The sequence below is a fragment of the Kitasatospora sp. NPDC002965 genome, assembly GCF_040611255.1.
In the GTDB taxonomy this organism is placed as follows: domain Bacteria; phylum Actinomycetota; class Actinomycetes; order Streptomycetales; family Streptomycetaceae; genus Kitasatospora.
Genome location: NZ_JBEXNT010000061.1, coordinates 33,487 through 52,492, shown reverse-complemented (window position 1 = coordinate 52,492; position 19,006 = coordinate 33,487). Strand labels below are relative to the sequence as shown.

The window sequence follows — 19,006 nt, the reverse complement described above, 5'->3', positions numbered from 1 at the left end:
GGCGACGACCGGGTCGCCGACCGCGACGGCGGAGGAGTCGCCGAGGACGGCCGGGGTGAGCTTCTTGGCGCCGCTCGCGTGCGGGAGGTCGTCAGGCTATGCGCTTGAGCTGCCAGGAGTTGTTGTTGAAGCTCGGGGTGACCGAGTAGCGGCAGCTGCTGCTGTAGAAGGCGCTGACCTCGACCCAGCCGGACGGCGGCAGCGCCGAGGAGCAGACGTTCACGGTGGTGCCGATCGGGTAGCCGGTCAGCTGCATGATCCTTCGGCTGTTCGGGTTGAAGCCCGGGCCGCAGGCGTAGCTGTTCCACCACTGGACGTCGGCCCAGCCGCTCGGGGTGAACTGGCTGTTGCAGACGTCCTGGGTGTCGCCGGGGGCGGCGTGCGCGGTGGTCGCCGTCAGGGTGAGCGCGGCGGCGGCGCCGAGGGTCAGGGCGGCGGCGCGGAGACGGGACACGAGGCGGCTCCTCTCGCGGGTGCGGGCGGTCCGCACCGGCCCCCCTTTCCTACCGGTGAGGGGGCGGCTGCGGACAGTGACTTTCCGGTCCGGTCCGCCGCGCCCCGGGACGGGTTTCCGCCTGTTGACAGCGCCCGGCGACGGCGGACGGCCCGCCCGCGCCCCGGGGCGGGGGTGCGGACGGGCCGTCGGGCCCGCGGCCGGGCAACCGGCCGGCGGGGAGAGGTCAGCCGGTGATGGGCTTGGTGTCGAGACGGACGTGGTCGACGGCCCAGAACCAGTTGTTGCCGGCGTCGTACATCCGGAACTTCAGGGTGACCGTGCGGGCGCCCACCGGGACGGCGAACTTCCGGGTCACGAAGGTGTTCTGGACGTCCTTGCCGGCGTTGTCGTTGCCGGTCGCGTCCGAGCTGTAGTGGACCAGCCGGACCTCGGAGCCGTCGTCGAACACGGCGCTGACCGCGGCCTTCTGCGGCGCCTCCTGGCGGTAGTGCGAGTCGAAGGCCAGGTGCAGGGTCGTGGTGCCGGCCGGGACGGGCACGGCGGGCGAGACCAGGGTGGAGTCGAAGACGCCCTTGCGCGACGGCGAGCCGGTGTCGTCCCAGTCGTCCGGGTCGGCGACGGCCAGGATGCCGAGGCCGCGGGTGAAGTTGCCGCGGTCCTGGCCGGCCGGGGTGGACCAGGCACGCTTGGTGTGGAAGGTCCAGCCCTGGAGCCGGGTGGTGCCCTGCGGCATCGCCGGCGCGTTGACCACCGACCAGCCCTGCGGCGCCTGCGGCGTCCAGCCGAGGACACCGGAGATCGGCTGGAGCGCGCCGGCCAGCGACTCGAAGTCCTCGCCGAGCAGGTGGCCGGCCATCACCGGCGCGGTGCGGGCGGCGATCTCGCCGTCGGCGACGGCGAACCGGTTGTCGGCCAGCGCCCGGGCGGTGACCAGGATCCGGTGGGTGGCACCGTCCGGCAGCTGGGCCGGCGGGGTGACGTCCCACTCCGCGGTGGCGGTGGCGCCCGCCGCGAGCGCGGCCGGCGGCGCGGTGACGGCGGCGACCGTCCAGCCGGCCGGGACGACCGGCTGCGCCTCGATCGAGGTCAGCGCGGCGGTGGCGGTGAAGCGCGCGGTGACCCGGGCCGGGCGGCCGGGCAGCAGGATCGCCTCGTCGATGGTGGTCGACGCGGCCTTGAGGGCGACGTCCAGCGCCAGCGGGTCGGTCAGGCCCATCGCCGGGTCGGTGAACAGGTGCTCGCCGTCCCAGGGGAAGCGGCCGGCGATCCGGCGGCGGAAGGAGACGTCGCCGCGCAGGCCCACCGCCACGTCGTACCAGCCCTCGGGGCCGACCTTGACGTTGACGGTCTTGTCGTCGCCGGCCGCGACCCGGACCTCGCGCAGCCCGTCGCCGTAGGCGAGGTCGCCGACCAGGAAGGTCTGGGCGGTGCGCGAGCGGTTGATCACGTCCACCTCCAGGACCTTGCCGTTCTGCTCCTCGGAGAGCGAGATCTCGTAGGTGGAGGCGAGGTCGCCGCGCAGGTGCCAGAAGGCGCCGTTGGGGCCGTGCACCCGCAGGTCGTAGCCGTCCTGGCCGACCGTCCACACGTCGGAGAGGCGGCTCTTCGCGCCGACCGTGTAGTGGCGCGGCGCCACACCGGGGGCGGGGTAGACGGCGAAGACGGCGCCCTGCTTGCCCTGGTTGACGAAGTCGACGGTCAGCTGGTCGCCCTTCAGCCGGGGCTTGACCAGCAGGTTGTACGGGGCCGGGCGGGCCGCGCGGGTGCCGCGCTGCTGCTGCGGGAACGTCTGCGGGTTGGGCACGGTCGGCGCGGGCAGCTTGCCGGTGTCGACGACCTTCTGCCGGTTGCCGCTGGTGTCCGGCAGCTGCGGCCAGCGCGGGTCGCGCCCCGAGAAGTCGAAGAGGTTGGTGAGGTCGCCGCAGACCGACCGGCGCCAGGGGCTGATGTTGGGCTCCTGGATGCCGAAGCGCTGCTCCAGGAAGCGCAGCACCGAGGTGTGGTCGTAGACGGTGGAGTCCACCACGCCGCCACGGGTCCACGGCGAGACGACGATCATCGGCACCCGGACGCCGAGGCCCATCGGGTACGGGCCGGAGACCAGGGTCTCCCCGGCGGGCAGCGTGTCGGACCAGGCGAGCGAGCCGTCGGCCGCCTTCACCCGGTACTTGCCCTCCTGGCTGACCACCCGGTGGTAGGTGGAGCCGCCCTTGCTCACCCGGACGACCACCTCGCCGTCGACCGACACGGTGGACTTGCCGCGGCCGGCGGCCAGCGGCGGGACGGGGGGCAGCTGGTGGTCGAAGAAGCCGCCGTGCTCGTCGTAGTTGAGGATGAAGACGGTCTTCTCCCACACCTCCGGCTTGGCGGCCAGCGCGGCCAGCAGCCGGGCCGTCAGGTGCTCGCCGTTCGGCGGGGCGTAGTTGGCGTGCTCGGAGAGCGCGGCGGGGGCGACGATCCACGAGACCTGCGGCAACGTGTCGGCCTGGATGTCGGCGGCGAAGGCCTCGACCAGGGCGTCGCCCATCGCGAACGGGTCGCTCTTCTTGGCCGGGTCGCCGACGGCGCGCATGCCGCGCTCGTACAGCGGCTCACCGGGCTTGGCCTTGACGAAGGGGGCGAACCAGGCGAGCGCGTTGTCGTCGAAGTTGTCCAGCGCCTGGTAGGTCTTCCAGCTGATGCCGGCCCGCTCCAGCCGCTCGGCGTAGGTGGTCCACTCGTAGCCGCCGGGGATCTCGGTGTTGTCGGTCACCGGGGTGTCCCGTACGGTGCCGCCGCTGGTCCCGGTCATCAGGTGCTCGCGGTTGGTGTTGGTGTTGCACTGCACCGACGCGTAGTAGGCGTCACAGGTGGTGAACACCGAGGCGAGCGCGTTGTAGAACGGCATGTCGGCGGACTCGTAGTAGCCCTGGCCGAGCCAGCCGCCGGAGCGGCGGGTGACCGAGCCGTCGGCGCGGCCGTCGTTCCAGGCGTTCATCGAGTCGACGAAGCCGAACGCGGGGGCGCCCTGCTGGTACGCGTTGGTGTGCGCGGCGTTCATCGGGAAGGGCAGCAGGTGGCCCTCCTTGCGGCTCGGGTCGGGCTGGTGGAACACCGAGCGCCCGTTGACCCCGCGCACCGCCGTCCGGTCGCCGAAGCCGCGCACGCCGGGCAGCGTGCCGAAGTAGTGGTCGAAGGCGCGGTTCTCCTGCATGAACACCACGACGTGCTGGATGTCCGCCAGGCGGCCGGGCTTGGCCGGCGCGGCCAGCGCCTCGCGGACGCTGAGGGGGAGGGCGGACAGCACGGCGGCGGCCGCCGCGCCACCGAGCAGGGTGCGGCGCGACAGTTCGGGCTTCGGACTCATCGGGGGTGACTCCTTGTACACGGGCACTGGGCCTCCGTTCGGCCCAGACCCGTTATGTCTATGGCCCCGAGATGGACGGGAACGGACCCGTTCGATGGCGCTTCGATGACGGACAGTGAACCCAGAGCTGTACAGACAACTTGGCCCGACTTGACACCCCCTGCGGAGGCGCCCGCGGGCGCCTCCGCACCGGCCTCCGCACCCCGCCCGGAGCGCGGCCCAGCTGGCACGTCACAGAAGGTAGTTGACGAACCGTTGGACTGTCCGGGCCAGGTCGTGGACAACCCTTGACGAGGCATGTGGTCTGTGGAAATCTCTCGGCAGGTCCAGGCCAATGATCTTCCGACGGGGGAGGGGATCGAACCGCCTGACGCATCAGGGGGGAAACCTGGGAGTCGGGTCGGCCTTGCCACAGCGGCCTGCCGACCGGTCCGAGGAGCGGGCCGGGCACCACTCGGCAGCCGCGCCGTCCACCCGGGCCGCACCGTCGCGGCCCCGCTCGGGCGCGTGTCACGCAGCTCCGTCTCCGACTCCCGAATCGAGCACGCCATGTCCGACTCCCCCGCCGCACCCGGCCCTGTCGCCACCTCGGAGGAACCCGCGAGAACGGCGCACACCCCGGCACCGACCGGGCGCCCCGCCTCCACGGCCCAGCACGGGATCTGGCTGACCAGCCGGCTGACCCGCACGCCGGAGACCTTCCACCTCGCGCTGCGGTTCTCCTTCGACCGGGTCGACACCGGCGCCCTGGAACGGGCGGTCACCGCCACCGTCGGCCGCCGTCCGGCCCTCGCCTCCGCCCTGGTCGAGCGGGACGGCCTGGTCCGACTGGTCCCGGCCGCGAGCCCGCCCGCCCTCACCGTCGTCGACACGACGGCCGACACCCCTGACGGCCTGGCCAAGCGGCTGACCGAGGAGATCACCCTCCCGTTCGACCTCGCCACCGGACCGCTCGCGCGCTTCACCCTGCACCGGCGGCCCGACGGCGCGGCGGAGCTGCTGGTGGTGGCCCACCACGCGGTGTTCGACGGCAACTCCAAGGACGTGCTGGCCGCCGACCTCGCCGCCGCCTACACCGCCGAGCACGCCGCCCGGCACGGCGGGGCGCCCGGCCCGGCCGCCGGCACCGGTTCGGAAGGCCCCGGCACGGCCGAAGCCGCCGCGGTCGCCGACGGGGCTCCGGCCGACCCCGACCTCGTCCGTCGGGCCGCCGCGTTCCACGGCCCCCGCTGGGCCGCCGCCACCGAGCCGGTCCTGCCCCACGGCCCGCGGGCCACCACCGACGCCGGGCCCGGCGAGGCCGTCACCTGGCGGCTCGACGGCCCCGGCCGCGCCGCCCTGGCCGACGCCGCGCGCGACAGCGGGGTCACCGTCTTCGAGTTCCTGCTCGCCGCCCTGCACGGCCTGCTCCGGCGCTACGGCGGCGAGTCGGTGCCGGTCGCCGTCCCCTTCGCCACCCGCCGTCCGGACCGGCCCGGCGAGATCGGCGTCTTCGTCAACGAGCTGCCGGTGTACGCCCCGGCCGACGCCGGCGAGGAGAGCACGTTCGCGCAGTACGCGCAGGCCGTCCGCGCCGAGGTCCGGCTGACCTCCGCCCACCGCGCCGTCCCGTTCGGCGAGGCCGTGCCCGGGCTCACCCCCCGGGTCGGGCTGGCGCCGGTGTCGTTCGGCTACCGCCGGCGCACCGCCGCCGACCCGGTCTTCCCGGGCAGCGCCACCCGGATCGACTGGACGGTGTTCCACCACGCGTCCCGCAACACGCTCCACCTCCAGGCGGTCGAGGACGCCGAGGCCATCGTGTTCTCCCTCCAGTACGACCCGGCCGTCCTCGCACCGCACGCCGCCCGGCGGATCGCCGGACACCTGGCCGGCCTGCTCGCCGGCGCCACGGCCGACCCCGCCACCGTGCTCGGCGACCTGCCGCTGCTCGACGCCTCCGAGGAACACCTCGTCACCACCGGGTGGAACGAGACCGCCTGCGCCTACCCCGCCGACCGGACCGTGCTCGACCTGGTCCGCGAGCGCGCCGCCGCCACGCCGGACGCCGTCGCCGTGGTGGCCGGCGTGGAACGCCTGACCTACCGGGAGCTCCTGCGGCGCGCCGACCGGCTGGCCGACGCCCTGTCCGCCGCGGGCGTCGGCCGGGACGACCTGGTCGGGTTGCACCTGAGCCGCACCGCCGACCTGCCCGCCGCCCTGCTCGCCGTGCACGCGGTCGGCGCCGGCTACCTGCCGCTCGACCCCGGCTACCCGGCCGAGCGGCTCGCGTTCGTCCTGGCCGACTCCGGCGCCGTCCTGCTCCTGGCCGACCGCGAACCGGCCCCCGAGGTCGCGGCAGCGGCACCCCGGGTGCTCCGGACGGCCGAAGCCGCGTCCGCGCCCGGGGCCCACCCCGCGCCCGGCGCCGACCGCGCACGCCCGGCCGGCGGGGCGGCCACGGACGGCGGAACCGCACCGGGCCGACTCGCCTACGTGCTCTACACCTCCGGCTCCACCGGCCGCCCCAAGGGCGTCGAGATCGGCCACCGCGCGCTGGTCAACCTGCTCTCGGCCTTCGCCGACCGGCTCGGCTCCGCGCCCCGGGACGTCTGGCTCGGCCTCACCTCCCTCTCGTTCGACATCTCCGCCCTCGAACTGCTGCTGCCGCTGGTCACCGGCGGGCGGCTGGTGCTGGCGCCGGACGGCCTCGCCGTCGACGGACCGGGCCTGCGGGCCCTGATCGAGCGCGAGGGCGTCACCCACGTCCAGGCCACCCCCTCGGGCTGGCGGGTCCTGCTCGGCGCCGGACCGCTGCCGTCCGGCCTGACCGGCCTGGCCGGCGGGGAGGCCCTGCCGCTGCCGCTGGCCCGGGACCTCCGGGCGGGCACGGACCGCCTGTTCAACGTCTACGGGCCGACCGAGACCACCATCTGGTCGACCTGCGCCGAGATACCCGCCGGTCCGGAGGCCGTCCGGATCGGCCGGCCGATCGCCAACACCCGGGCCTACGTGCTGGACCGGCGGCGCAGGCCGCTCCCGATCGGCGTGCCGGGCGAGCTGCACCTCGGCGGGGACGGGGTGGCCGAGGGCTACCTCGGCCGCCCCGGGCTGACCGCCGAACGCTTCGTCGAGGACCCGTTCGATGCCGCCCGCACCTCCGGCACCGGCGGCCGGCTGTACCGGACCGGGGACCTCGCGGCCTGGACCGCCGACGGCGAGCTGGAGTTCCTCGGGCGGCTCGACGACCAGGTCAAGATCCGCGGCCACCGGATCGAGCTCGGCGAGATCGAGGCGGCGCTGCTGGCCCACCCCGGCGTCGCCGAGGCCGCCGCGGCCGTCCGCCAGGGGGACGACGGCGAGCCGTTCGTGGCCGGCTACCTCGTCCCCGCGACCGGGACCGCCGCCCCGGACGCCGCAACCCCGGACACCGCCCCCGACACCGCGCCCGACGCCGCCGAACTGCGAGCCTTCCTCCAGAGGCTGCTGCCCGCCGCCGCGGTCCCCCAGCGCTTCGCGGTGCTCGACCGGCTGCCCCTGACGCCCAACGGCAAGCTGGACCGCCGGGCCCTGCCCGTCCCGCCGGTGCCGGTCGGCACGCCCGCCGGGGCCGCGGGCACGGCCGAGGGAGCAGGGTCCGAGGAGCGCGACGAGGTGCTCACGGCCGTCCTCGGCGTCTGGGCCGAGGTCCTCGGGCTGCCCGACCTGGGGCCCGAGGAGGATCTCTTCGAACTCGGCGGCCACTCCCTGACGATCATTCAGATCACCGCCAGGATCCGCGACCTGCTCGGCGTCGAGCTCGACTTCGACGTCTTCTTCGCGACCCCCACCCCGCTCGGCATCGCCGCGGCCGTCCGCGAACTGCGCTGACCTTCCCGGGCGGCGCGCGCTCCACCGCGCGCCGCCCTCCCCTTCCCGCGACGGATCCGCCCCACCGGCACCTCCGCCACCGACGTGCGCCGAAATGGAACACCGATGACCGACACCCAGGACCCTGCCACCGGGCTGTCCGCGACCAAGCGCGCGCTGCTCGCCCAGCGGCTGCGCGCCGCCTCGGCCCCCGCCAGAACCGTGCCCGCCCGGCCGTCCGACACCGTGCCCCCGCTCTCCAGCGGGCAGGAACGGCTCTGGTTCATGGACCAGTTCGCCCCGCAGTCCACCGCCTTCACCCTGGCACCGGCCCGCCGGCTGCGCGGCCCGCTCGACCGTCCGGCGCTGGACGCCGCCCTGACCGACCTCGTCGCCCGCCACGAGGCGCTGCGGATGACCTTCCCGAGCACCCCCGAGGGCACCGCGGAGGTCCGTGTCGCCGAACCGGCCCCCTGCCCGGTCCGGTTCGTCGACGCCTGCGCCGCACCGGACCCGGCCGGGCAGGCCGCCGACGAGCTCGCCGCCCTGGTCGGGGAGCCGTTCGACCTGACCGGCGGTCCGCTGCTGCGCGCCCTGCTGGTCCGCACCGCGGCCGAGGAGCACGTGCTCGCGCTGGTCATGCACCACATCGTCAGTGACGGCTGGTCCCTCGACATCCTCCACCGCGAGCTGGACGCGCTCTACGCCCGGCACGCCCACGGCACCCCGGACAACCTGGCCGCCCCCGCCGTCCGGTTCGGCGACTACGCACACTGGCAGCGCGAGCGCCTGAACGGCGACGCGCTGGCCTCCTCCCGCGCGTACTGGCGGACCGCGCTCCGGGACGTCCCCGCACTCGACCTGCCCACCGACCGGCCGCGCCCGCCGGTGCTCACCTTCGACGGGGCCGCCCTGGAATTCCACTGGGGCACCGAACTCGGCGACGGTGTCAAGGAGTTGGCCCGGTCATCGAACGCGTCCGCCTACATGGTGCTGATGGCCGCCCTACAGGTGTTGCTCGGCCGGCACTCCGGACGGCGGGACTTCGCGGTCGGCTCGGCGGTCGCCGGCCGGCTCCACCGCGAACTGGAGGACGTCGTCGGCCTGTTCGTCAACATGCTGCCGATCCGGGCCCGGTTGGAGGGCGACCCGACCTTCGGCGAGCTGCTCGGCCGGGTCCGCGAGACCACCCTCGACGCGTACACCCACCAGGAGGTGCCGTTCGAGCAGATGGTGGCCGACCTGGAGATCGAGCGCGACGTCAGCCGGTCCGCCGTCTTCCAGGTCACCTTCGCCTTCCAGAACTACGGCGACCGCAGCGCCGGTACCGGCACCGACGCCGCCACCGGTACCCCCACCGGTGCGCTGACCGGCGAGAGCTTCGGCCACGAGGCCGCCACCACCCGCACCGACCTCGCGCTCTACATGCGGGAGAAGTCCGACGGCGGCCTGTACGGGCTGCTCACCTACCGCACCGACCTCTTCGACGCGGCCACCGTCCGGCGGCTGGTCGAGCGTTTCGAACTGCTGGTCGCGGCGGCGTCGGCCGACCCGGCCCGGCCGGTCTCCCGGCTGCCGCTGCTCACCCCCGGCGAGCGGCGGGACGTCCTGGAGACCTGGGCCGCCGGCCCGCCGCTGCCCGACACCGCCGCCGGAACCGGCGCTGACAGCGGTGCCACCGTCCCCGGCACGCTGACCGCGCTGCTCGCCGCCACCGCGCGGGCCCACCCCGAGCGCCCGGCCCTGGTGTTCGAGGACCGCACCGTCGACTACCGCGAGCTGGAGCAGCGCGCCACCGGCCTCGCCCGCCGCCTGCGGGCACTCGGCGTCGGCCCGGACGACCGGGTCGCGGTCTGCCTGGAGCAGTCCCCCGAGCTGGCGGCGGCCCTGGTCGGCGTCCTGAAGTCGGGCGGCTCCTACCTGCCGCTGGACCCGGAGCAGCCGCCCGCCCGGCTCGCCCACCTGGTGGCCGACGCCGAGGTGCGGGTCCTGGTCACCGACTCGGTGCTGCGGGAGCGGTTCCCCGGGTACGCGGGCGCCGAACTGCTGCTCGACACCGGACCGGCCGACGGCGCCGCGCCCGGCCCCGATCCGCTCGCCCCGGACGCCGAACCGCTCGACGAGGTCTCCGGCCCGGACCACCTGGCCTACGTGATCTACACCTCGGGCTCGACCGGCGCGCCCAAGGGCGTCGCCGTCCAGCACCGCCAGATCCTCAACTACCTGGCCGGCGTGCGGGAACGGCTGCGGATCGAGCCGGGCGCCGCGTACGGGCTGCTCCAGTCGCTGTCCTTCGACTTCAGCATCACCATGCTCTACCTCGCCCTGACCACCGGCGGCCGGGTCCACCTCCTGCCGCGCCGGATCGCCGGCGCCGAACTCGCCGACCAGATCGAGGCGCTGGAGCTCGACTACCTCAAGATGACCCCCTCCCACCTGGCCGCGCTCGGCGCCGACGCCCCCATGGAGCGGCTGCTGCCGCGCCGGGCGCTGGTGCTCGGCGGGGAGGCCTCGGCCTGGCCGTGGGCCGCCGAGCTGGCCGCCCTCGGCCGGTGCGCCGTCTTCAACCACTACGGCCCCACCGAGGCGACCGTCGGCGTCACCGTCCACGAGGTCACCGCCGGCGCCCACGGCCCGGGCAGCACCCCCATCGGAGCCCCGCTCGCCGGCGCCCGCTGCCACGTCCTGGACGAGACGCTGCAACCGGTGCCGCCCGGCGTCACCGGCGAGCTGTACCTCGGCGGCGACCGGCTCGCCCGCGGCTACCTGGGCCGCCCGGACCTCACCGCCGAGCGGTTCGTCGACGATCCGTTCGGCGCGACCGGCGACCGGCTCTACCGCACCGGCGACCTCGCCCGCTGGCGGCCCGACGGCACCCTCGACTACCTGGGGCGCGCCGACGACCAGATCAAGGTCCGCGGCTACCGGGTGGAGCCCGGGGAGATCGAGGCCGCCCTCACCGCCCTGCCCGGCATCACCCAGGCCGTCGTGCTGGCCCGCGGCGAAGGGCTGCGCCAGGCCCTGGTCGGCTACCTCGAACACCCGGGGGGCGGTCCCGCCCCGGCACCCGCCGACCTGCGCGAGGCCCTCGCCGAGGTCCTCCCCGACTACATGGTCCCGGCCCGCTTCGTCGTCCTCGACCGGCTGCCGCTGCTGGCCCACGGGAAGGTCGACCGGCGCTCGCTGCCCGAGCCGGAGGAGCCCGCCGCCACCGGCGAGTACGTCGAACCGGAGGGCGAGGAGGAGCAGTACCTCGCCGGACTCTGGGCCGAACTCCTGGCCGTCCCGCGGGTCGGGGCGCTGGACGACTTCTTCGAACTCGGCGGCCACTCGCTGCTCGCCACCCAGGTGGTCGCCCGGCTGCGCCGCACCTACCCCGAACTGCCCACCCCGGTCGGGGTGATGGACCTCTTCAAGTACCCGACCGTCCGGCGCCTCGCCGCCCTGCTCAGCGATCCGCACGCGGACCGCGGACCGCGCAGCCTGCTGCACCGGCTCACCCCGGCGGGCCGGCGGACGACCGCCAGCATCGTCTGCACCCCGTACGGCGGCGGCAGCGCGCTCATCTACAAGCCGCTCGCCGACGCCCTGCCCGCCGACTGGGCACTGCACTCGCTCGCCGTCCCCGGCCACGAGCTGGGCGAGGAGGCGATGGACATCGACGAGGTGGCCGCCCTCTGCGCGCAGGAGATCGTCGACACCGTGGAAGGGCGGATCGTCCTCTACGGCCACTGCGGCGTCGGCGTCCGGCTGGCCGTGGAGATCGCCCGGCGGGTGGAGGCGGCCGGACGGGAGATCGAGGCCGTCCACCTCGGCGGGATCTTCCCGTTCGCCCGGCCGCGCGGACGCGGCGCCGCCGTGGGCGAGTGGTGGGCCAGGGTCGCCGACCGGCTCCGCAGCGACCAGGGCATGATCAACGCCCTGGCGGCGGCCGGTCTGGACACCGACGAGGTCGGGACCGAGCAGCTGCGCCTGATGGTCGGCAACCGCCGGATCGGCACCAAGGAGGCCGAGCAGTACTTCACCCGGCTCTTCGAGAGCGAGGACGGCCGGATCGCCGCACCGGTGATCGCCGTCTGCGGTGACCGGGACCCGGCCACCGAGTTCTACGAGGAGCGGTACCGGGAGTGGCACCGTCTCAGCGACACCACCGGCGTGGTGGTGCTCGACGAGGCCGGCCACTTCTACCTCAAGTACCGGGCCGCCGAGCTCGCCGAGATCCTGACCACCGTGCACCGCTCGGTGGCGGCCGGCGAGGAGGAACGGCACCGGCGGAGCGAGGGCGCCACCTGGTGGCTGGCCGGGCTCTCCCGGGACGGGGCGGAGCAGCCGGTCGGCGTCCCGGACGCCTCGCCCGCCGCCGCGGACGCCTCGCCGAACGCCGCGGGCACCTCGCCCGCCTCCCGGGGCCCGAAGGCGCCGTCGACCCGGCCGACCATGCGGCGGTTCCTCGGCGTCGCCGCCGGCCAGCAGATCTCCATGATCGGCTCCGCGCTCACCGAGTTCGCCCTGCCGGTGTGGATCTACCTGACCACCGGATCGCTCGCCCAGTTCGGCCTGTTGGCCGCCTGCGGGCTGGTGCCCGGCATCCTGGCCGCGCCGATCGCCGGCGCCGTCGTGGACCGCGGCGACCGGCGCCGGATCATGCTGTACGGCGACGTGGCGGCCGGCCTCACCCAGGCGGTGATGCTGCTGCTGTACCTGACCGACGGCCTGGAGGTCTGGCACGCGTACGTGCTGATCGCGCTCCTCTCCACGGCGCTCACGTTCCAGCGGCTCGCCTGGAACTCCGCCGTCCCGCAGCTCGTACCGAAACGTTTCCTCGGCCGGGCCAACGGCATCGTCCAGATGGCCTTCGGACTCGCCCAGTTCCTGGTCCCGCTGTTCGCGGTCGGCCTGCTCTCCGTGCTCGGCCTCGGCGGCATCCTCGCGCTCGACGTCGCCAGCTACGTCGTGGCCACCGCGGTCACCCTCGCCGTGCGCTTCCCGGACGTGATGGCCGCGCGGCGGCGGGAGAGCGTCGCCGCCGAGATCCGCGCCGGGTTCCGGCGTGCGCTCGGCAGCCGGCACTTCCGCGCGATGCTGCTGTTCTTCGCGGTGCTCAACATCTTCCTCTCGCCGCTGTTCCTGCTCACCACCCCGCTGGTGCTCTCCTTCGCCCCGCTCGCGGCGGCCGGCTGGGTCTCCGTCGCGGCCGGCCTGGGCGCCGTCCTGGGCGGCCTGACCCTGCTCGTCTGGGGCGGTCCCCGACGGCTGCGGCTGCGCGGCGTCCTGGTCGCGACCCTCGGCCTGGCCGTCGCCTGCCTGGTGACCGGCCTGCGGCCCTCGGTCCTCACGGTCTCGATCGGCGCGTTCGGCATGGCCTACGGACTCGGCCTGGTCAACGGCGTCTACGCGACCATCGTCCAGACCAAGGTGCCGCTCCGGTTCCACGGCCGCGTGATCGCGGTGAACACCATGGTCGCCTGGTCCACCCTGCCGGTCGGCTTCGCCCTGGTGGCTCCGCTCGGCCCCCGCCTGGTCCAGCCGTGGGTCGACGAGGACGGCCCTCTCGCGGGCACCGTGGGACGGCTGATCGGCACCGGCGAGGGACGCGGCATCGGTCTCCTCTACCTGCTGTTCGGCCTGGCCATGGCCCTGCTCGTGCTGGTCTGCCTGGCCGTCCCGGCCCTGCGGCACTTCGACCGCGACGTCCCGGACGCCGAGCCCGACGACCTGATCGGTCTCGCCACCCTCTCGGGCCGCGCCGACGCCGTCGCACCCGACGCCGTCGCACCCGACGCCGTCGCGCCTGGCACCGTCACGTCTGGCACCGTCGCGACCGACGCCGCACCCGGCACCGCACCAGCCCCCGCTCCCGTCCCCACCTCGCCCGCAGCCGTCGCGGCCGCGCGCCGTACCGGAACCGAGGCCGCCGCCCGATGACTCCCACCGACCGCACGACCGGCGCCGACCGCCCCACCGGGGCGGCCCACCCGCTCACCGAGGAGCAGCGGCGCCTCTGGTTCCTCCAGCAGCTCCACCCCGCCGACGCGGGCTTCAACATGTACCTCTGCCGCCGCTGGAGCGGCCCGCTCGACCGGGAGGCGCTGCGCGCCGCGCTCACCCGGCTGACGGACCGGCACGAGACCCTGCGCACCCGCTTCGCCCTCGACGGCGAGGCGCCCGTCCAGCTCGTCGAGCCGCCCGCGCCGGTCCCGCTCGACCTGGTCGAGCTGGCGCCCGGCGCCGGGGAGCGGGACTTCACCGAGGCCTGCCGTCCGGCCGTCAACGCGCCGTTCGACCTGGCCGCCCGCCCGCCGCTGCGCGCCGTCCTGATCTCGTCCGGGCCCGACGAGCACGCGCTGGCCGTGGTGGTGCACCACATCGTGTCGGACGGCTGGTCGTTCCGGATCCTCTGGAGCGAGCTGCTCGCCCTCTACCGGGAGGAGACCGGCGAGGGGCCGGCCGGCCTGGCACCGCTCGGCCTGCGGTACGGCGACGTCGCCCGGGCCGAGCAGGACCGCGCGGCGAACGGCGGGGCCGAGGCCGCCTTCCGCTACTGGGCCGAGAAGCTGGCCGGCACCGGCCGGCTGCGGCTCCCCCTGGACCGTCCCCGTCCGGCCGAGCCGCTGCACCCGGCGGGGTTCGCCACGGTGAGCCTGGACCCCGGCCTCACCGCCGCCCTGGACGCGCTGGCGCGCCGGGAGCGCTGCACCCCGTTCATGGTGCTGCTGGCCGCCTACCAGTGCGTGCTGGCCCGCTGGACCGGCACCGGAGACTTCCTGGTCGGCACCCCGCTGGCGGGCCGCACCGAGGCCGCCCAGGAGGCGCTGGTCGGCTACTTCACCCGGACGGGCGTGATCCGCGCGGACCTCACCGGGGAGCCGGACTTCCGGACGGTGCTGCACCGGGCCCGGGCCGCCACCCTGGGCGCGCTGAGCCACCAGGACGTGCCGGTCGAACGGCTCGCCGCCCACCTGGGCCTGCCCGCGGAGGCCGGCGCGGCGCCGCTCTACCAGGCGGTGTTCGTCCACCAGAGCCAGTACGACCTGGCCGGGGGCGACGGCGGGTCCGACCTGCCGGCCGGGGTGCGTACCGCCTCGATGGACTCCGGGTTCGAACGCGCCAAGACCGACCTGCTGCTCGACAGCTGGCGCACCCCGGACGGCGGGCTGACGCTCTCCTTCTGCTTCGACCGGGAGGTCTTCGACGAGGCCACCGTGACGGCGCTCGGCGACCGGTGCCGGGCCCTGCTCGTCGCCGTGGTCGAGGACGCGGTGCTGCCGCTGCACGGCGACTGGCTGATCGGCGCGGACGAACGCGCCGAGCTGCTCGCGCTCGGCACCGGGCCGGCGTCCGGACCGGTGCCGCCGGTCCTGGAGCGGTTCGCCGAGCGGGTCGCCACCGCGCCGGACGCCCCGGCGCTGGAGTGCGGGGGCCACACCCTCTCCTACGCCGAACTGAACCGCCTGGCCGACGAGTTGGCCGGCCGGCTCGGCCCGGTCGCCGGGCAGCTGGTGGCGGTGCGGATCGCGCCGTCCTTCGACCTCGTGGTCGCGCTGCTGGCGGTCTGGAAGGCCGGCGCCGGCTACCTCCCGCTCGACCCGGCCCACCCGGAGGAGCGGCGGCGGCTGATGCTCCGCGAATCGGGCGCCGTCCTCCTGCTGACCGACGAGGACGGCGACGGACTCCGCGTCCGGCCGGTCTCCGACCCCGCCCCCGGCGACGAGCGGGCCGGGCTCGCGTACGTCCTCTACACGTCCGGGTCCACCGGCACCCCCAAGGCGGTGGCCGTCGACCACGCGGCCCTCGCCGCCCGGGTCGACTGGATGGCGGGGCCCGACGGCTACCGGCTCGCGCCCGCCGACCGGATCGTCCAGTTCGCCTCGATCGGGTTCGACACCCACGCCGAGGAGGTGTGGCCGGCGCTCGCCACCGGCGCGTGCGTCGTGCTGCTGCCCGGCGGCGGACGCACCCTGCCCGAGCTGCTGCGCGGACCGCACGGGCCGTCCGTCACCGTGCTCGACCTGCCGACCGCGTACTGGGAGGAGCTGGTCTCGCTCGACGGCGAGACCCCGTGGCCGGCCGCCCTGCGGCTGGTGGTGCTCGGCGGCTCCGAGGCCCGCGCCGACGCCGTCGGACGCTGGCGGGACCGGCACGGCGACACCGTCCGGCTGGTCAACACCTACGGCCCGACCGAGGCCACCGTCATCGCCACCGCCGGCGACCTCACCGCCCCGGACGCCGCCCGGCGCCCGCCGCTCGGCCGGCCCCTGCCGGGGGTGCGGCTGTACGTGCTCGACGAGCGCGGCGCCCTGCTCCCCCGCGGCTCCGAGGGCGAGCTCCACATCGGCGGCACCGGCCTCGCCCGCGGCTACCTGGGCCGCCCCGACCTCACCGACGCAGCCTTCCGCCCCGACCCGTTCACCGGGACGCGGATGTACCGCACCGGGGACCGTGCCCGCTGGCGCTCCGACGGGCGGTTGGAGTACCTCGGCCGCACGGACGAGCAGGTCAAGCTGCGCGGCTACCGGATCGAACCGGCCGAGATCGAGGCCGCCCTGGCCGACCACCCGGAGGTCGCCCGGGCGGCGGCCGTCGTCCTGGCCGGCCGCCGTCTGGTCGCCTACGCCGTCCCCGCGTCCGGCGCCGAGCCGGCACCGGACGCCCTGCGCGAACACCTCGCCCGGCGCCTGCCCGCCTACGCCGTCCCGGACACCGTCGTCCTGCTCGACCGGTTGCCGCTGACCCTGAACGGCAAGCTGGACACCGCCGCCCTCCCCGCCCCCGACCCGACCGCGGGGACCGAGTACCTGGCCCCGCGCACCGACGCCGAACACCTCGTCACGCAGCTCTGGCAGGAGGTCCTCGGCCTGCCCCGGGTCGGGGTGCTCGACGACTTCTTCACCCTCGGCGGGGACTCGCTCCTGGTGACCCGGGTCGTCGCCCGCATCCGCGCCGGGGTCGGCCTGGAGGTACCGATCCGCGACGCCTTCGAACTCTCCACCGCAGCCGCCCTCGCCGCCCGCGTCGAGGACCTGCTGATCGCCGAGATCGAGGCCCTGAGCGAGGACGAGGCCGCCGACCGCCTCACCGGCTGACGGCCCGCTCCGCCTCGCGCGCCCTGCGGTGTCGGGGAACCCTCCCCGACACCGCAGGAGCGGCCGTCAGAAGTCGCCGAAGGCGGCTGCGAGATCCGCGTCGTGCATGCCGGGGAAGGCGTAGCCGTCCTGCTCGTCCCACGGGACGTCGAGGTCGTCCATGTGCACGCGCCACTCCGCTCCGGGCAGCGCGCGGCGCAACTCGGTGACGGCGCCCAGCACGTGGACCATCACCGGCAGCATCCGCCCCGGGTCGGCGGCCTCCGGGAACCGCGAAACCTGCACTCCCGCAACAGACCCTATCGACCCGCTGCCATCGACCCGGCTCGGTCGAGCAGTTCACGGACATGGTGGTTGCGGGTGTGGGGCTTGGTGGCTACGACCATCGCACGAAAGCGGTCGTCCGCGCGGCCGGACTGGACCTGGGGGTAGTCGTCCAGCGCCAGATGCCAGTTCCGGACGCCTTCCTCAAGTCGGCCGGCCTCGACCTGCCACTCGGCGAGCATCGCCCGGTGGCGGACGCGCGCCCGCCGGTACACGAGGGGCCGGACCTTCTCGGAGCGTTGGAGCGCGCGGATCGCCCCGTCGCGGTCGCCCAGCTCGAAGTTGACCTGAGCGACGTGGTAGGCAAGGGACGCGGGGTCGTAGGAACCATGGGCCTTGGCCTTCGACTCGGCCTGCTCCATGGCGACCTCGGCCACGTGGAGCATCGCCAGCGCACCGACACGGTCACCGGTCTGCGCGAGGGCGTGGGCCTGCTGGCCTGCCAGGAACGCGCGCATCCGCGGTCCCGCCTGGGGTGAGGCTGTCGACGCGGCTTCGGCGTACCGCAGGGCCGCGGCACCGTGGCCGAGTTCGACGGCCTGCACGCTCATGCCACGCAGAGTGGTGCAGTAGGTGAGGTGATCTCCGGCTGCGAGGGAGAGTTCCAACGCCTTCGTGTAGTACCTCTGACCAAGCGTGTCCAGGCGCTCGTCCACGGCCATGTAGCCGGTCAGGTAGAGGTGGTCGGCGGACGCCGAGAGCATCGCCCTGCGCACCGGTTCGGAGGCGGTCGCCCGAAGGTACGGGGCGATGTTGTTGACCAGGAACGCGGCCGCCATCGGTCGGGCGGTCCGGCCGCCGAACTGGTCGTCGATCTCGCTGATGCGCTCGGTCATGGCGATGACGGACTCGACCTCGCCCCTGCCGATCCTGCTGTGCGGATCGGCCCTGATCCGCTCGAACCGCCCTACGACGTCGGGCCAACCGGGAACGGTGAGTGCAACCGAGTACAGGCCCGCTCCGAGCACTCCCCTGCGCGATGGATCCATGTCGGCACTCCCGAGGTCGATCAGTCCCGCCACCGTATCGGTGGACCGGGGCCGGGCATCAGGCCCATCGGCAAAGCCTGCGACGAAAGCGGTGACGGGTCGTCCGAGACGACGGCTCAGGGCTTCCAGGACCACCGGCTGGTACTTCGCCATAGGACGGGTTCCCGAGAGCCAGTGGGATACGGCTGACTCGTCGTACTTCAGCTTCAGGCCGGCCTCAGTGCCCGCCCGATTGACCGCGCGGGCGAACTCCCCGTTGCTCGACCACCGGCACTCGGCCATCAGCCCGGCCAGTCTCTGGTTCGCTGCCCGTCCGATTGCCATCAGTGCCGCCTCCGGGCCACGTTTCAAGGGTTTCAGACATCAATGACCTCTCTACCGTGTTCACAGCCGGTACACACATGTTGACTTGTTGTCACACCACCCGGGAGGTTCTGCCCCTGATCGAGGAAAGAAGGTCCGGGCCGAGCTGGAACTACCCGCACGCCCGATGACCGGACGTCAGATGTCGGCCCGGCCCCACCACACGGCCCGAGCGATTGCCCGTCGGCTGTCCGGACGTCGCCGCCCGCGGATACAGCCACCGATATCAACACCCGCACGCTGACCAGCCGCTGTCGGGCGGCACCACTTGATACTCCCCGCCCTGCAAGGGCGGGAGACCGGCCCCCACCCCGGGGTTCCCGGGTCCGGTCCTGCCAGTCGCAGACCGGGCAGCACATTCAATGTCACAGAGAGAGAGCAGCTCATGGTCGAGCAGCACATCGTCGAGCCGACGGACGACGAGCTGGTGGTCGAGATCGGCGACGTGGTCATCCTCACCGAGGGTCAAGGCAAGGGCAGCAGCGAGGACAAGCGCCGCGCCTACAACAGCTGACCCACTGGTGGTGGGGGGGGGCCGGGGGCCGGGGGGGGGCCCCCCCCCCCCCCCCCCAACACAACACAGCGAACCGCAAAGGGGGTGGGGGGGGAACACACACAC

General features: G+C 74.6%; 7 protein-coding genes and 1 pseudogene. 4 read left to right on the top strand and 4 right to left on the bottom strand.

Features of this window, described 5'->3' with window-relative positions:
• Window positions 1–91: 91 nt before the first annotated feature.
• Entirely contained in the window at window positions 92–454 is a 363-nt protein-coding gene (locus ABZY91_RS23085; RefSeq protein WP_355404934.1) for a hypothetical protein, read from the bottom strand.
• Between the two features lie 226 nt (window positions 455–680).
• The gene (locus tag ABZY91_RS23080; RefSeq protein WP_355404932.1) at window positions 681–3,803 is read right to left on the bottom strand and encodes a phosphocholine-specific phospholipase C; all 3,123 of its coding nucleotides are present in this window, start codon (window positions 3,801–3,803) and stop codon (window positions 681–683) included.
• A 549-nt stretch (window positions 3,804–4,352) separates the two neighbouring features.
• Between ABZY91_RS23080 and ABZY91_RS23075 the strand changes: the two genes are divergently transcribed.
• From ABZY91_RS23075 to ABZY91_RS23065, 3 genes are all read left to right on the top strand, one after another.
• Window positions 4,353–7,649 carry an amino acid adenylation domain-containing protein gene (locus tag ABZY91_RS23075; RefSeq protein ID WP_355404930.1) on the top strand — a complete coding sequence of 1,099 codons (3,297 nt, stop codon included), beginning with the start codon at window positions 4,353–4,355 and terminating at the stop codon, window positions 7,647–7,649.
• A 105-nt stretch (window positions 7,650–7,754) separates the two neighbouring features.
• Entirely contained in the window at window positions 7,755–13,553 is a 5,799-nt protein-coding gene (locus tag ABZY91_RS23070) for an amino acid adenylation domain-containing protein (RefSeq protein ID WP_355404929.1), read from the top strand.
• Window positions 13,550–16,711 (top strand): amino acid adenylation domain-containing protein, encoded by a 3,162-nt coding sequence (locus ABZY91_RS23065; protein WP_355404927.1) that lies wholly within the window; start codon window positions 13,550–13,552, stop codon window positions 16,709–16,711. The genes ABZY91_RS23070 and ABZY91_RS23065 overlap by 4 nt, the downstream gene beginning before the upstream one ends.
• Window positions 16,712–16,777: 66 nt before the next feature.
• On the opposite strand, the pseudogene ABZY91_RS23060 reads toward ABZY91_RS23065, so the two are convergent.
• Window positions 16,778–16,966: pseudogene (locus ABZY91_RS23060) on the bottom strand (hypothetical protein); the annotation flags it as partial.
• 44 nt (window positions 16,967–17,010) lie between these two features.
• The gene (locus ABZY91_RS23055; protein ID WP_355404925.1) at window positions 17,011–18,024 is read right to left on the bottom strand and encodes a tetratricopeptide repeat protein; all 1,014 of its coding nucleotides are present in this window, start codon (window positions 18,022–18,024) and stop codon (window positions 17,011–17,013) included.
• Between the two features lie 748 nt (window positions 18,025–18,772).
• Here ABZY91_RS23055 and ABZY91_RS23050 point away from each other — a divergent pair.
• Window positions 18,773–18,901, top strand: a complete 129-nt coding sequence (locus ABZY91_RS23050; RefSeq protein ID WP_355404923.1) for an albusnodin family lasso peptide — start codon at window positions 18,773–18,775, stop codon at window positions 18,899–18,901.
• The last annotated feature ends 105 nt before the right edge of the window (window positions 18,902–19,006 follow it).

What these genes read in the sequence shown, in the direction of transcription:
- ABZY91_RS23055 (WP_355404925.1), bottom strand. Translation starts at nt 18,024, where the DNA reads ATGGATCCATCGCGCAGGGGAGTGCTCGGAGCGGGCCTGTACTCGGTT.
- ABZY91_RS23065 (WP_355404927.1), top strand. Translation starts at nt 13,550, where the DNA reads ATGACTCCCACCGACCGCACGACCGGCGCCGACCGCCCCACCGGGGCG.
- ABZY91_RS23080 (WP_355404932.1), bottom strand. Translation starts at nt 3,803, where the DNA reads ATGAGTCCGAAGCCCGAACTGTCGCGCCGCACCCTGCTCGGTGGCGCG.
- ABZY91_RS23050 (WP_355404923.1), top strand. Translation starts at nt 18,773, where the DNA reads ATGGTCGAGCAGCACATCGTCGAGCCGACGGACGACGAGCTGGTGGTC.
- ABZY91_RS23070 (WP_355404929.1), top strand. Translation starts at nt 7,755, where the DNA reads ATGACCGACACCCAGGACCCTGCCACCGGGCTGTCCGCGACCAAGCGC.
- ABZY91_RS23075 (WP_355404930.1), top strand. Translation starts at nt 4,353, where the DNA reads ATGTCCGACTCCCCCGCCGCACCCGGCCCTGTCGCCACCTCGGAGGAA.